General features: G+C 46.1%; 13 protein-coding genes. 4 read left to right on the top strand and 9 right to left on the bottom strand.

What is annotated here, in order from left to right:
- The first annotated feature begins 41 nt into the window (after positions 1–41).
- Positions 42–2,822 carry a TonB-dependent receptor gene (locus OM978_RS06540; protein ID WP_264346077.1) on the top strand — a complete coding sequence of 927 codons (2,781 nt, stop codon included), beginning with the start codon at positions 42–44 and terminating at the stop codon, positions 2,820–2,822.
- 93 nt (positions 2,823–2,915) lie between these two features.
- Positions 2,916–4,934, top strand: coding sequence for a metallophosphoesterase family protein (locus OM978_RS06535; protein ID WP_264346076.1), 2,019 nt, complete (start codon positions 2,916–2,918; stop codon positions 4,932–4,934).
- A 35-nt stretch (positions 4,935–4,969) separates the two neighbouring features.
- Here the strand turns inward: OM978_RS06535 and OM978_RS06530 are convergent, their stop codons facing one another.
- From OM978_RS06530 to OM978_RS06510, 5 genes are all read right to left on the bottom strand, one after another.
- The gene (locus OM978_RS06530; RefSeq protein ID WP_264346075.1) at positions 4,970–5,410 is read right to left on the bottom strand and encodes a DUF1090 domain-containing protein; all 441 of its coding nucleotides are present in this window, start codon (positions 5,408–5,410) and stop codon (positions 4,970–4,972) included.
- Positions 5,411–5,497: 87 nt separating this feature from the next.
- Entirely contained in the window at positions 5,498–5,818 is a 321-nt protein-coding gene (locus tag OM978_RS06525) for a hypothetical protein (RefSeq protein WP_264346074.1), read from the bottom strand.
- Between the two features lie 18 nt (positions 5,819–5,836).
- A complete protein-coding gene (locus OM978_RS06520) occupies positions 5,837–6,073 on the bottom strand; it encodes a helix-hairpin-helix domain-containing protein (RefSeq protein WP_264346073.1) in 237 nt (78 codons plus the stop codon).
- Positions 6,074–6,217: 144 nt separating this feature from the next.
- Positions 6,218–7,174, bottom strand: a complete 957-nt coding sequence (locus OM978_RS06515; RefSeq protein ID WP_264346072.1) for an NPP1 family protein — start codon at positions 7,172–7,174, stop codon at positions 6,218–6,220.
- Positions 7,175–7,406: 232 nt separating this feature from the next.
- Positions 7,407–7,745: a YggL family protein gene (locus OM978_RS06510; protein ID WP_264346071.1), complete on the bottom strand. Its 339-nt coding sequence runs from the start codon at positions 7,743–7,745 to the stop codon at positions 7,407–7,409.
- 224 nt (positions 7,746–7,969) lie between these two features.
- Here OM978_RS06510 and OM978_RS06505 point away from each other — a divergent pair, with 224 nt between their 5' ends.
- Complete coding sequence (locus OM978_RS06505; RefSeq protein ID WP_264346070.1) at positions 7,970–8,716, top strand: class I SAM-dependent DNA methyltransferase; 747 nt, start codon at positions 7,970–7,972, stop codon at positions 8,714–8,716.
- Positions 8,717–8,724: 8 nt separating this feature from the next.
- On the opposite strand, the gene OM978_RS06500 is transcribed toward OM978_RS06505, so the two are convergent.
- The gene (locus tag OM978_RS06500; protein ID WP_264346069.1) at positions 8,725–9,096 is read right to left on the bottom strand and encodes a DUF1304 domain-containing protein; all 372 of its coding nucleotides are present in this window, start codon (positions 9,094–9,096) and stop codon (positions 8,725–8,727) included.
- A 191-nt stretch (positions 9,097–9,287) separates the two neighbouring features.
- Between OM978_RS06500 and OM978_RS06495 the strand changes: the two genes are divergently transcribed.
- A complete protein-coding gene (locus OM978_RS06495; RefSeq protein ID WP_264346068.1) occupies positions 9,288–9,878 on the top strand; it encodes a LysE family translocator in 591 nt (196 codons plus the stop codon).
- Here OM978_RS06495 and OM978_RS06490 read toward each other — a convergent pair.
- The 3 genes from OM978_RS06490 to OM978_RS06480 all read right to left on the bottom strand — a co-directional run bounded on the left by OM978_RS06490 (position 9,843) and on the right by OM978_RS06480 (position 14,800).
- Positions 9,843–10,703, bottom strand: coding sequence for an AraC family transcriptional regulator (locus OM978_RS06490; RefSeq protein WP_264346067.1), 861 nt, complete (start codon positions 10,701–10,703; stop codon positions 9,843–9,845). The genes OM978_RS06495 and OM978_RS06490 overlap by 36 nt on opposite strands.
- Complete coding sequence (locus OM978_RS06485; protein ID WP_264346066.1) at positions 10,700–11,419, bottom strand: substrate-binding periplasmic protein; 720 nt, start codon at positions 11,417–11,419, stop codon at positions 10,700–10,702. The genes OM978_RS06490 and OM978_RS06485 overlap by 4 nt, the downstream gene beginning before the upstream one ends.
- 261 nt (positions 11,420–11,680) lie before the next feature.
- Positions 11,681–14,800, bottom strand: coding sequence for an efflux RND transporter permease subunit (locus OM978_RS06480; protein ID WP_264346065.1), 3,120 nt, complete (start codon positions 14,798–14,800; stop codon positions 11,681–11,683).
- Between the last annotated feature and the right edge of the window lie 4 nt (positions 14,801–14,804).

The following is a 14,804-nucleotide window of genomic DNA, read 5'->3' as shown; positions in this document are numbered from 1 at the left end:
TAGTAGTGAAAAAAATAATGATATCAGCTAAGGGTTTGGGAATGAAAAGTCAGAATCAATACCGTCATCATCTTGTATCAAAACGTACAGCATTAAGTCTGGCCATAGGCCAATTAGTGTTGGGCACTGCCATCAGTTTACCTGCTTATGCACAAGACAAGCAGACTGAGCAGAAAGTAGAAGTCATTGCAGTCAAAGGCACCTACAGTAAAAGTCTGGAACAAGCCGTTGATATGAAAAAAGAGAACATTGGTTTCTCCGATTCTATAGTTGCGACTGATATTGCTGACTTTCCCGAGCAAAACCTGGCTGAAGCTCTGCAACGTATGCCTGGCGTCACTATCGAGCGTAACAAAGGCCTGGGTAGCAAAGTCAACGTACGAAGCTTGCCATCTGAATTTACTCATGTGTCTATCAACAACCTGGCAACAGCTTCAGGTAGCGGTGGCCGTGATGTGGAATTTGACATTTTTGCCTCTGAAATCATCCAAAGTGTAACAGTACAAAAATCGCCGACAGCTGCCGATGAAGAAGGTGGTATCGCAGGTTCAGTGCAAATTGGTACGGCCAAGCCTTTTGATTACAGCGACGCACAATTTGTTGTTTCTGCCGAAGGTGCTCATAACTCGATCTCAGAAAAAACCGACCCTAAATTCTCTTTTCTGGCCAGCGATACCTGGGGTGACTGGGGCGCTTTAGTGTCTTTCTCCAAAGCAGAGCGTAATAACAGAACAGATTCAAACTCTGGCATCAACTTCCGTCCTATGAGCCGTTTCCTTGAAGCTTCAGCACCACGCTCTACTCAAGCTGCTGAAGTTCTGGAACGTGATGCAGGCGTTATTGTCAGCGACTTTAAAAATAAAGACGAAACCAGCCGTATTATTTTCCAGGACAAAGTGGGCGACCGTGTCTTCCAAAGCGAGCAGGACAAATGGGGCAGCACGGCTTCAGTACAGTACAAACCAAGCTCAGACTTCAGCCTGACCTTTGATGCAATGTTAGGTGGTTATGACAACACAGAAGATGAATACGATGCAGCAGCATATTCCGCATCAAGCCGCAGTACTTTAGAAACTATCCATGCCTACGACGACAAAACTCTGGCTCAATACGGTATGGTGGTCCTGACCGACGTGTCTTACACCGCGACTCAGCATGAATTTTTAAGCAAAGAGCGTATCAACGAAACGGATTTCACTCAGTACAGCATCACTATGGATTGGAATCTGAACGGCTGGGAGATCAATGCGCTGGCAGGTTTTTCAGGTGCAGAAAAAACGGCTGACTACTCGAATCTGAAACACGTGGCTTATGCTCCGTCCCGCACCCGCTGGACCGCAAATGGTGGCGAAACCATCAAGAGTGATAATCCAAACAGCATCGACATGTACAACGCTGCCGATAAATACCTGTTTGAAGCTTATGAAACAGAACTGGAAGAAGTTCAGGACGACAAATACGCAGCTCAGCTCGACTTTAAAAAAGAGCTGGAATGGTCCATGTTACCAGCCCTGAGCAGCGTACAGTTTGGTGTGCGTTACACTGACAAATCGAAAGAACGTAACTTTGGTGCTACCAAAATCCAGGGACCAAAAGCTGGCGACAGTTCATACGTGAACAAACGCACTTTAAAAGACAGTGAATTAGGTTATGTTACCGATATCGCTTCTGGTGGTTCTTATCAGGCTAAAAACCTCAATTGGATGCAGATATCAAACGACTATGCACGTCGCACCTTCCGTTACGAAGGTTTCTTCACACCATTCCAGGTTAACCAGTACTACCGTGTTGATGAAGAAGTCACAGCTTTATACGCCATGAGCAACTTCGACTTTGAAATTGGTGGCTTACCAAGCAAGTTAAACGCTGGTGTACGTGCTGTAGACACTGACGTTTTATCTTTTGGTTATCACCCAATCCAAAACCAAGATGGCACTACTGGCTACACTAAAGACCCAGTGTCTGCAGACGGCAGCTACAGTGACGTATTACCAAGCTTTAACCTGACTGTTGAAGTAGCTGACGATCTGATTTGGCGTACAGCTGCATCAGAAACTCTGATGCGTCCTGATTTAGCTGACATTGCTTACAAACGTACGGTTAGCTGGAACGAATTCCGCTTTAAAGACGGCAACCCTGGCCTGAAACCTACCAAAGCTAAACAATGGGAAACTGGTCTTGAATGGTATATGGAAAATGGCGGTATCCTGGCCGCATCTTACTTCTGGAAAGATATCGAAGGCGTAGTGCGTGAAGAGCTGACCGGTATAGTGGAAGATGTAGAAAAACGTAATGCGGACGGTTCACTGGACGGTTACTACGATTTCGAAGTGTTTCAGCCAGTGAATGCTGAAGGCTCTTACAAAGTGACAGGTCTGGAATTAATAGCTCAGTTACCTCTGACTATGATCAGCGAATCACTGGACGGTTTTGGTATCAACGCCAACTACACTATGTTGGATAACAGCTTAACAGGTGCTTCGGATTTAGATATTCCAACGCCACCAGAAGGTTTAGCAGATAAGACCTACAACTTTACTGCTTACTACGAAAACGACATCTTTGATGCCCGTGTGTCGTACAACTACAAAGACAAGTATGTTGAGTACATTCACCTGAATATGTACCCGGTTTACCGTGACGCTTACGGCCAGACGGACATCGCCTTAGGCTACAAGTTGACAGACAACGTCAAATTGAGCTTAAAAGGCATCAACATTACCGACGAAGAAACCACGGGTTACACCATGGACCCAGCTTTCCCTGTGATGTATGAATTCTCAGGCAGAAGAGTAAGTTTAGGTCTGCGTGCAGATTTCTAATCCTGTTCTTCCTGTTGTTTAGATGATAAAACACAATAAGGCCACAGTATCCCTGTGGCCTTATTTATAGGGATCAAAAGGAAAGCACTACCGATGAAAACCCTGTTTTTTCGCTTTTTAATGGCTTTATTCTGTTTACCTGTATTGGCAGCAGAACAAAGTGCTCCAACACAAATTGCTTTTTTACCTGACGTACATTTTCATGATGTGTATGCACAATTTAACGATGGCAGCTTTAAAGGCCTGTCCAGAGCAAGTGGAAACAAAGACCAAAGTAAAAACAAAGCAGCCACCATCCGCACCATGGCTGCTCAGCTGCAGTCCACCCGGCTTTTTAACGAAAACTACTTTGCGCTGCGCGCCGCTTTAGATGATCTGGTGCGTCGCAAGGTTAAACTAGTGGTGCTGCCGGGCGATTTTAGTGACGACGGCCAAAGCGTGCATATACGTGGTTTAAAAGCTATTTTGCAGCAGTACAGCACTACCCATGGCCTGAAATTTTTACTGACATTAGGTAATCACGATCCGGTACGGCCTTATGCCCATGCTGCAGGTAAAGCCGATTATCTAGGACCTGATGGCCGGCCTTTAGCTATTTTTAGCCCAGGTTCAGAGCCTTGCAATAAATCAGGTCAAGACGTGATTTGCACTGAAGAAGTCAAAGAACTGGGCTATCGCGAATTAATGACGGAGCTTTCGGACTTTGGTTTTTATCCTAAAGCAGACGACCTGTATTGGGAAACGCCTTATAGCAATTACAACAGCAGCAATTACAGCTACACCGAAGCTTTGGCTCAGTCGGATTTCACCAAACGTCAGTTTGAAATTTGTCAGCAAGGTGCTGGTGGAAGCTACAAAAAACCAGACTATAGCAACTGCCATGTTATCCCAGATGCCAGCTATCTGGTGGAGCCTGTTGAAGGTGTATGGCTATTGGCCATTGACGCCAATGTGTATAAACCCAAAGCCGGCTACCAGGGCAAAGGGAATGAAGCTGCAGCCTTTGAAGGCTCTGGCAATGCAGGTTACAACGCTATGTTTGATTACAAGCCACAGGTGATGGCCTGGGTAAAACAAGTGGCAGCGCGCGCTAAAGCTCAGGGCAAAACCCTGATCGCTTTTAGCCATTACCCTATGATTGAATTTTATCAGGGGCAAACCCAACATATTGCTACTTTATTAGGTGAAGAGCGTGGCCAGTTATCGCGCAGCCCTAAAACACAAATCAGCGAAAGACTGGCCGACCTTGGCGTACAGCTGCATATAGGTGGCCATATGCATTTAAACAATACGGCAGTCGCTCACTCAAACCGGGGCAACAGCCTGGTGAATATTCAGGCCCCCTCTTTAGCAGCTTATGTACCAGCGTATAAATTGCTAACACTCACAACCCCGCAGCAAGTGAAGGTTCAGACCATAGTGCTTCAAGACGTGCCTGGGTTTAATCAGTTGTTTGAGCATTATCAACACGAATGGCAGCAGTTAAAACAAGACAAACAACCTGTGTGGGATGCCAGCATTCTGCAATCGAAAAACTACCGCGAATTTGCTAACGGTCATTTACGTGAACTGACACGTTTACGCTTTTTGCCCAATGACTGGCCGGACGAACTGCGCCAATTATTGCTGTCCTTAACTGGCGAGCAAATGCTAGTGCTCTCCCAATTAAACAGCAAAACCACATTGAAGGACTTCTCACCCCACGTATTGCAAGACTTGGGTCAAAGCAATGAATGGCAACACGCCAGACAACAAGCCAAAGCTTTGGCTTTAACTGCTGGGATAAGGCTGGAAGATTTAGCAACCTGGACAGGCTTTGACTTAGTGCTGGATTTTTACCGGCTACAAAATGCAGGTGAACTGGCTTTGCCTGATATCCCGCCAGCACGGCTGAAAGAGTACGGCTTTTTTACTGCGACACTGCAACAACCCGATGCAGCAGCACAAGTGCAGGGTTGGACAGACTGGACTCTAGCGCAATATAGCAGATATAAATTTGCCGCTTTGTTTCAAATCATCGATGGCTTTTTGCAAGGCCAGCCAAATGGTGATTTTATGCTGAATACAAAAACAGGCGAGTTAACCTCACTGAAAAAACATCAGGCGCAATAAGCGCCTGAGTTCAGCGGGATAGCGCAGTGTCAAAATCACTGAGGCAGTTGCTCCAACTGGCTCAACTGGTCATTAAGTCTTTTGATCTCGCTGGTTGTTTCTTCCAGCTTTTTGCGGTACTTCACTACTTTATCTTTTTTACCTTGCTGTTCTGCTTGCTGCAAATCAGCCTGATAACGTACTAAATCCTGATTAGCTTCGGCCAGCTTGGCGGTCAGAGCATCTTTTAATCTGGTGTCGCTACAACTGGTTCTGGCGTTATCCAGCGCCATTTGTAAACCAGCAACCTGATCAGTATTTCCTGTTTGCTTCGCCATATTCAGTTGAATTTCCATCTCACAGAATTTTTGTTCACAGCCTTTTAAAGCGCTGCAACTGGCTTGCGTCTGAGCAACAGCAGGAGCAGCAGCCACCAGAACAGCCAGACAAAGAGGTGCAAACAGCAGACGGGGGAAAATAGTTGGTTTAAGCGTCATTTTAATATCCTTCTTACAGACGGTTAGGTTAGTTGCGACAAATGCCACAGTACCTATTGAAGGTAGCAGTCCTTGCTGAACTCAAACTTAAGCTTTGCCAAACCTGATATGAGCGACAATGACAGCAACCACAGGCAACAATGAAACAAGTAATAAGCTGATAGCCATCTGATGGTCAGAAAGTACCTGTAAGCCCCAGCCAATAGCAATCAGCGCTATGGACACACCCAATGCCAGCAAACTAAAACCAATAAGTCGTGCAAAGGCGGCCGGATTGCTGAGTTTGCTTTCATCCCAGCCGGCAATCATCGACCACTGCTGCTTCACAGCTATCAGATAACCGAAAACAATACCGGGCAAAGCGCCGGCAACAAGCATAATCACCGAAGCTAACCAGACTTTTTCCATATTTACCTAAATCCCTTATCACAAACCCTGAGCTGAACGCACAATAGCAGCTTCAATAGCGGCCAAAGCTTGAGGACTATTTTTCCAGCAGCTGGTCCTGAGCATAGAGGCGACCCGTTCGGCAATTTCAGCGGCGCTGTGGCTGGCTAGTTTTTCAAAGGAATCGATACCAAGCTGCTCAAAACGTTGTATTACCGTCGGCCCCACCCCTTTGACGTCCAGCAAAGCCATTTTTTCCTGCTCAGTAAAAGCCATCCCAGCCTCCCTTCTGATGTTTTCTGTTAACGGGGTTATAACATAAAAGGCATGAAGCTGTGAAATAGAGCTGAGCTAAAACAAAGCAGGTCATAAAAACAGCATGCTGCAGTGAAACCGCAACACGCTGTGGAGAAAGGAAAATTAATAACGATCTTTAATAGTCTGATAAATGCCAGGATAGTTTGCCTGTAACTCTTTAGCTTTGGTGGCGGCTATATCGTCCCAGTTAAACCAGGTGTTGGCCCACAAGGCATCAGAGCGAGGCACGTTCGCATTGGCCTGATCCATAATCAGTTGATCATTACGGGTTTTAAAACTGGCTGAACCAAAGTTAGATTGCTCCAGTGCCATGCGGTATTGTGTATTGCGGTCATGGCGCGTTTGTTCATTCGAATCCCACTGCGCTACAGCGCGGTAATGACTGATGATATTTGGCGCATAAAACTCACCCCAGTTACCCTGAAATTCCACATTGGCTTTATCTGTTGCATTGGCAAAACGGAAAGCGTGCGTGCCTACGCCATCTTTATGGTACACCACCAGCGGGTGACCATTGTGCTGCTGCAAAGTGTTCATAGCGCGGGTATCAAAGTTACCATGAGCACTGGTCGACACATGGCTGACAAATTCCTGACCATGGCCTTTGGCAGTCCAGACAATCACAGTTTCTACATCATGACGGTGGCCACCTAAAAAGGTTAAGTGAACTGCCTGATCTTTCTCAAAATACAACTCATAAAAATGCGCACAACGCTCCCAGCCATCTGTGCCAACCTGGCAGAGTTGTCTGTGTATCGTATTAGAGATATTGCCCCAACCCGCATCACGGCAACCACCATAATAGCTGGATGTAGCTGCTAAACCAGGATTCTGGCGCAAGGATTCATTGCGATGAAATGGCGTGCCCGGGTAACAGCCATCTGAGTCAAAATCAAAAGTGGGATGGTACTTTCTGACCTGAGCTTCGTTATAAGCTGTAATGCCGGTATCCCAGGTTGGAAATTCATCAGCGCTGACTGCGCCGAGATTCAGAATGGTCAGTAAAACTAAAAAGCCTTTTGTTATCTTTAATTTAGTTAGATTTAATCTGCTGAACACGAGTTAGACCTCCGGTTGATGATTGTTGTTTTACCCCAACTCCGCTTTATAACTGGAGAGCGAAATCAGAAACAATAGTCTAAGGTCCGATAAATGACACAATGAGGTCATCATAAAAATTTAATAGCTTTGTCACATAAAACCAAAGAGGAAACAGTGATTTAAGTTAAAAAATCAGAAAAAAAATCCGGCCTGATAGCCGGATTCTGATCGACGGATTTAACTTCTAAAATCAGAAACTTACGCCGTAGTTAGCATCTACTAACTCACTCACCTGCAATTGGTCAACTGTAGGCAGAGCTTTAAACCAGTCAGAGATCACTTTGATATCGTCTTGTGTGGCTGAACCATAACGATGAGCAGACCAAATAAAGGCTTCAAACTGAGTTTTATCGCCACCACCGGCCATCACCAGATCACGGCTTTCAATCAGAGCAATAAATTGGTCCAACAATTTGCTGAAATCCTGATCAGACTCCAGGCCTAAAGAGCAGGACAACATAAAACCGTACTCAGTAAATTCGCCCATATAGAGCTTTTTCTGTAAACGACGGCTTTTAGGTTTAGACATGGGATCTCCTCAGCGCACCAACCGGAAATTCGGCCTGATGCTTAGTTAACACGATACTGTATCGCTATAGGATCTCGTTATCCGGCCCTGATAAGCAAGCTTTTTTTAGCAACCTACCCAAATTTCAAACGGAATAACACCTTTAGACTACTTGCTAAGCTTCGCAAAAACGCCGAACTGATATATGATGCGCGGCCGAAAATTTGACCAAAAAAAATCCTTTTATGCATTCTTCCAACGCTTTGTACACTGACCTGTCCGGTTATTACGACCTGATGTGTGCTGATATTGACTATCAGGCGCAAAGCCAGAGTGCGCGCCGGTTGCATCAATTTTTTGGTGGCGATGGCAAAACTCATTTGGATTTAGCCTGCGGTACCGGCCCACATATCCGGCATTTTCTGGATGCAGGTTATCAAAGCAGCGGGCTGGATTTAAATCAGCCTATGCTGGATAAAGCTCAGCAGCGTTGCCCTGAAGCCAGCTTTATGCAGCAGAATATGTGTGACTTCCATCTGGCAGAGCCTGTCGATTTAATCACCTGCTTTTTATACTCCATTCATTACAGTGCCAGCTTAAAAAACCTTAAAGCCTGTATCGATAGCGTATTTAAAGCACTAAAACCAGGTGGCGTGTTTTGTTTTAATGCAGTGGATAAAGACAAAATCGACAATAACTCTTATGTACGGCATAGCGCTGTGTTTGACGACAGCCATTTTGTATTTGAATCCGGCTGGAATTACAGTGGTGCTGGCGAGAAGCAAACGCTTAACTTAAGTATCGAAAAAACGACGACCGATTTGAAACAGCTCTGGCAAGACCAACACCCCATGGTTGCTGTCAGTTTTGCAGAGCTGGAGCAGCTACTTTGCAGCTGTTTTGAAGTGCATATTCTCGAACATAACTACGAAAAAATTGCCGCATGGGACAATGATTCAGGCAACGCACTCTTTGTCTGCATAAAACGCTGAAGCGCTTTTCAACTCAAAGATAAAAACAATAACGCCAATGCTGCTGGCAGCGCCTGAATATACAGAATTTTTCTACTGACCGTCATAGCGCCATACACACCAGCGACAACCACACACAGCAGGAAAAACACTTTAAAATCCAGCCCTGCCTCCCCCTGATACATCAGATCCTGAAACAGGCCCCACAACAAACCAGCGGCCAGAAAACCATTGTATAAACCCTGATTAGCCGCCATCACTTTGGTATCCGACGCCTTTTGTGGTGTCAGGCCAAAAGCTTTCATGCCTTTAGGTTTGTCCCATAAAAACATTTCCAGCACCAGAAAATACAAATGCAGTAATGCCACCAGAAGTATCAGCAGGTTTGTGATCAACGCCATCTCTTTGTCCTCATCAGCGGAATAAGTTTTATCCTACATCAGCAGCTTATTCCTAAACTACTGATTTTTCTGTTGCAAAGGCATAAATACAAAAACAGTAATCAAAAGGCAAAAGGTCAGTTTTATTCAATACAGCAGTAATGAGAAAGCTCATAGTCAGCGCCTTGCTGAATCAATACAGGAGCACCACTATGACTTTATCCCTGATGACATCCATGGCGTTATTCGCCTTTGCCGCTTCATTTTCACCTGGTCCGGTGAATCTGGTCTCCGTCAGTAATGGCGCCCGTTATGGCCTTGGCAAAGGGCTGAGCTTTATCACTGGTGCAACCCTGGGTTTTATCCTGTTGTTTTTTGTCATAGGTTTTGGCTTGCATCATGTACTGGCAGCTTTGCCTTTGCTGACTCCAGTGCTGCAATGGCTCGGCATCGCCTTTTTACTCTATCTGAGTTATCAGTTATTCAATGACAATGGCGAGATTTCTGACAATTCAAAAGCGAAGGCGCCGGATTTTATGACGGGTGCCTTAATGCAATGGCTGAACCCCAAGGCCTGGTTGGCTTCTTTGTCCGGAATAGCGGTTTATATTCCTGAAGCTCATTCGGATCAATTAATGATTTTTGCAGGTCTTTATCTGCCTATTTGCTGGTTGTCGCTGGCGGCATGGCTTTGGGCTGGTATTGTGTTACGTCATTATTTGCAGAGTCCGGCCAGAATGCGGATGCTGAATAAAACGCTGGCACTGTTACTTGCTGCCAGTTGTATCCTGATCCTGTTCTGATACAGAGCGGCGATACTGATCCGGTGTCGCCGCTACTCTTTGTTTAAATACCCGCTGAAAGTGGGCCTGATCACTAAAGCCCGTCGTTTGAGCCACAGCTGAAATAGCCTCCCCCTGTTTTAATGCCTGTTGCCCTAGTTGCACCCGCCGGTTTAACCGGTAGGCATGAGGTGTCATATTAAAATGGCGTTTAAAGGCCCGTACCAGATACCCCGCACTGTAACCAAATTCAGCGCTGATACTGTCTATTGCCCTGTCTTCCTCACAATGCTCACTCAGATAGGCAGCCACCTGATACAAAGGGTTGGCGGGTAACAAATCCTCAGTGCCCTGGTTTTGCTGATCCAGTTGTAAAAACAGTCTGGTCAGGTAAGCCTTCAGCTTTTGCTCTTTTTCCACAGAGCTATACTGTGCCGACATCAGAAGTTCAGCCAAAACCACAAAGCCATCAAATAGTGCTGTTTCACACAGCGTATCGACTTTGGTATCACGCCACAAAGCGCTGGTTCTAATGCCTCCTTGTTGTAAAAAATCAGCTAACCAGTCTTTATCCAGATGCATCATGTAATAAGCCCACGGCGAATTCTGGCGTGGGTTGCAGGCATGTACCTGGTCAGGGTTCATTACAACCAAAGCCCCCTGCTCCACATAATGCAGCCGGTCGGCACAAAGAAACTCACTTTGTCCGGCCAGAATAGCGCCAACAGACCACTGCTGATGTGAATGGGGTGCATAGGTCACCTTACGTCCGTCCACAACCAAACGTAGCTCCAGATAAGGTAAGCTTGGGTTGCGCCAAAACAGCGGGTGAGTTGAGGGAGTCATTGATCTGTCTGCCTGTCCTTTTGTGTTATCTGCTCAGAAGAGCCGGATCCTGGTCTGATCCGCAGCAGCAATTGCTGATAAGCACCGGATTTTTTCAGTTCAGTAATACCGGCATCCAGAGCTTCTGCCCTTTTGATACTCTGGGGATTATCTTTACTAAAAGCCAGATAAATTTCACTGCTGTAGTTCAGCTTGCCACGTCGAATATTCTGCGCCTTTATCCCTTCTTGTTGCAGGTAATAACGCAGTACATCATCAAAAAATATCGCCAGATCCAGTTTACCGCTGTTCAGCAAACCAATCAGCTGGGTATGAGTAGACACCTGGACCAAATCAAACCTGTGTTTATGCTGCTCGTACAAATCACCGTACTCGTAACCCAATATCACTCCCACGACTGTACCATCTGGGATCTGCATCACCGAAGGGTAAAATTGAGGCTGTTGATAATAATAAAAGGACGAATCGGCAGTAAATAACGGGATTGTATGCAGGGTAAATTCCTGCTCTGTGTTTTGCTGTCGGGTTACATTCCAGCAGGCATCTGTGTCGCCCTGACGAGTAGAATATAAGGCCCGGGCATAAGGCACTACAACTGTTGTGATCTGATAACCTTGAGTGGCAAAAGCGGCTTTGACCAGTTGCTCAGAGAGGCCCCGCCCCTGATGATCAGAAAATGGCGGCCAGTTATCCTCTGCAGCAATACGAATGAGCATGGCTGTGTCTGTAGAAGCGCGATCATCCTGACTTACCGCTGAAACAGGCCATATCAATAGCCAGAGGAACAGATACAATCGCAAATGACAAACTCAGTGAACTGCTGTTGAGTTAAAGATAAACCAGATCAAAACAAGCCACCAGTTGCAGCTTTGATCTAAAACAACAAGCAGCCTAAATCAACGGACCAAAACAAAATCACAGATACAAAAAAGCCCGCGAACAATGTGCTGTGCGGGCTTTTACTCATTAAAGCCGTATTAGCCCTTACGCTGCAACAGGTAGTAAAACACCGGGGTCAAAATCAGACCAAAAATAGTCACACCTATCATGCCGGAAAAGACAGCAACTCCCATAGCCTGACGCATTTCTGCACCAGCACCAGTGGATAACACTAAAGGCACTACCCCCATAATAAAAGCCAATGAGGTCATCAGTATCGGTCTTAACCGCAAGCGGCCTGCTTCACAAATGGCATCCAAAGCACTCATGCCTTTGTCCTGCAATTCTTTGGCAAACTCGACTATTAAAATGGCATTTTTAGTCGCAAGCCCCACCAACACAATAAAGCCTATCTGGGTGAAAATATTATTGTCACCCCCAACTAAAATAACCCCTGTCATGGCAGACAACAGCGTCATAGGCACTATCAGCAAGATAGCTAACGGCAGTCGCAGGTTTTCATACTGAGCCGCCAACACCAGAAAGACTAAAAACACCACCAGTGGAAACACCATCACAGCAGCATTACCAGCGATAATTTGCTGATAGGTGATTTCTGTCCATTCATAAGTCATGCCCAGTGGCAAAGTTTCATCCAGAATTTTTTCAATAGCTTTCTGAGCCTCACCAGAACTAAAACCGGGCGCAGCAGAACCATTCACTTCAGCGGTAGCAAAACCGTTGTAGTGCATCACTCTGTCCGGACCTACCGAATGCTCCACTTTAAGGAATGCGCCCAAAGGCACCATTTGGCCTTGCTGATTACGCACCTTCAACTGAGCGATCTGCTCAGGCTCCTGGCGGAATTGTTCACCAGCCTGCACATTCACCTGATAAGTTCGGCCAAATCTGTTGAAGTCATTGGCGTAAACAGACCCCAGATACACCTGCAAGGTTTCAAATACATCAGACACCTGCACTCCCTGACCTGAGGCTTTGGTTCTGTCCAAATCAATTTCCAGCTGAGGCACATTGATCTGGAAGCTGGAGAAGTTGCCCGTCAACTCTGGCGTCATCCAGGCTTTTTGCACCACCTCCTGAGTCACTGCATACAGCTCTTCAAAACCCCGGTTTTCCCTGTCCTGAATTTGCAAGCGGAAACCGCCTATGGTGCCCAAGCCCTGCACTGGTGGCGGTGGGAATATCGCAACAAATGCATCCTGTATCACACCAAATTGCTGATTGAGCTGCCCGGCAATAGCTGGTGCTGATAACTCCTCTGTAGTGCGCTCATCAAAAGGTTTTAACGCAACAAAAACAATACCGCTGCTGGAGCTATTGGTAAAACCATTGATATTCAACCCAGGAAAAGCCACAGCAGATTCAACGCCAGGATGCTTCAGCATAATGTCTGACATCTGCCTTATTACGGCCTCGGTCCTGTCCAGAGAAGAGCCATTCGGCAACTGCGCAAAAGACACCAGATACTGCTTGTCCTGAGTTGGTACATAGCCTGTAGGTGTGGTTTGAAACTGCTGATAGGTCAGCCCAAGCAAACCAACATACATCACCAGCACTACACCACTGAAACGGATCAGCCGTTTAGTCAGACCGGTATAACCATTGGCTCCTCTGTTAAACAGTCTGTTAAAAGGATTAAACAACCAACTACCAAATAACTTATCAATCAGTACAGTTAGCTTGTCTTTATGACCATGCTCTTTCAGTAACAACGCAGACAAAGCCGGGCTCAAGGTGAGCGAATTAAAAGCCGAGATAAAGGTCGATATCGTAATAGTTAAGGCAAACTGTTTATAAAACTGTCCTGTTAAACCTGACATAAAGGCAGTAGGAATAAATACAGCAGCCAGCACCAGCGTTGTGGCTACGATAGGACTGGTCACTTCAGACATGGCTTTTTCTGTCGCCGCCACAGACGACAAGCCTTCAGCTATATTACGCTCCACATTTTCAACCACCACTATGGCGTCATCTACCACTATGCCAATAGCCAGCACCAGACCAAATAACGACAACGAATTCAGCGAAAACCCAAGCAAACTCATCACAGCGAAAGTACCCACCAGGGACACAGGGACAGCCACCAGCGGAATAATAGAGGCTCGCCATGTTTGCAGAAACAGGATCACCACCACCACCACCAGAGCTATAGCTTCGAGCAAGGTATTAATCACCGCCTTAATAGAACCACGCACAAAAATGGTCGGGTCATAGACTATGGAGTAGTCCACACCTTGCGGAAATTTCTTCTTCAGTTCGGCCATTTTTGCCCGAACATCATCAGAGATTTGAATGGCGTTGGAACCTGGTGCCTGAAAAATAGGAATAGCGACAGCGGGCTGATTGTTCAAAAGCGATCGCAGCGCATAAAAATTAGAACCCAGCTCTATTTTGGCGACATCCTTGAGTCTGGATATTTCGCCATTTGAACCCACATGAATAATGATCTGACCAAACTCGTCTTCTGTGATCAGTCGCCCTTTGACATTAATCAACACCTGAAAATCGCTGGAGCCCACAGGTTGAGCACCAAGACTGCCTGCTGCTGCCTGCACGTTTTGTGCTCGAATCGCATTGACAATATCAGCGGCGTTTAAATTCAGCGCCGCTACTTTTTCAGGGTCCAACCACACCCTCATGCTGTATTCACCGGCACCAAACAACTGTACATCACCTACACCACCTATCCTTGCCAGTTCATCTTTCACATTCAGGTGAGCGTAGTTCGACAAATACAGCATATCGTAGCTATTCTCCGGCGAAATTAAATGCACCACCATGGTTAGATCCGGTGATGACTTTTTAGTCACTACACCCAAGCGCTGTACTTCCTGTGGCAAACGAGGCACAGCGCGGTCAACACGGTTTTGCACCAGCACCTGAGCTTTGTCCACATCTGTGCCTATGGCAAAAGTCACAGTTAAGGTCATACGACCGTCAGAGGTGGCTTGCGAGGACATATACAGCATGTCCTCCACACCGTTAATTTCCTGCTCCAAAGGCGAAGCTACAGTCTCGCCTATCACTTTGGGATTGGCACCAGGGTAGTTGGCTGTAACCACTACAGTAGGCGGTACAACTTCGGGGTATTCAGTAATAGGTAACTGCCATACGGCGATAGCGCCAGCGAGAAAAATAACAATCGACAACACAGTGGCAAAAATGGGTCTGTGAATAAAGAATCTGGAAAAATTCATCGTA

Origin of the sequence: Rheinheimera sp. MM224, from assembly GCF_947090785.1 — a bacterium.
In the GTDB taxonomy this organism is placed as follows: Bacteria; Pseudomonadota; Gammaproteobacteria; order Enterobacterales; family Alteromonadaceae; genus Pararheinheimera.
This window is presented reverse-complemented; position numbering and strand designations above follow the sequence as displayed.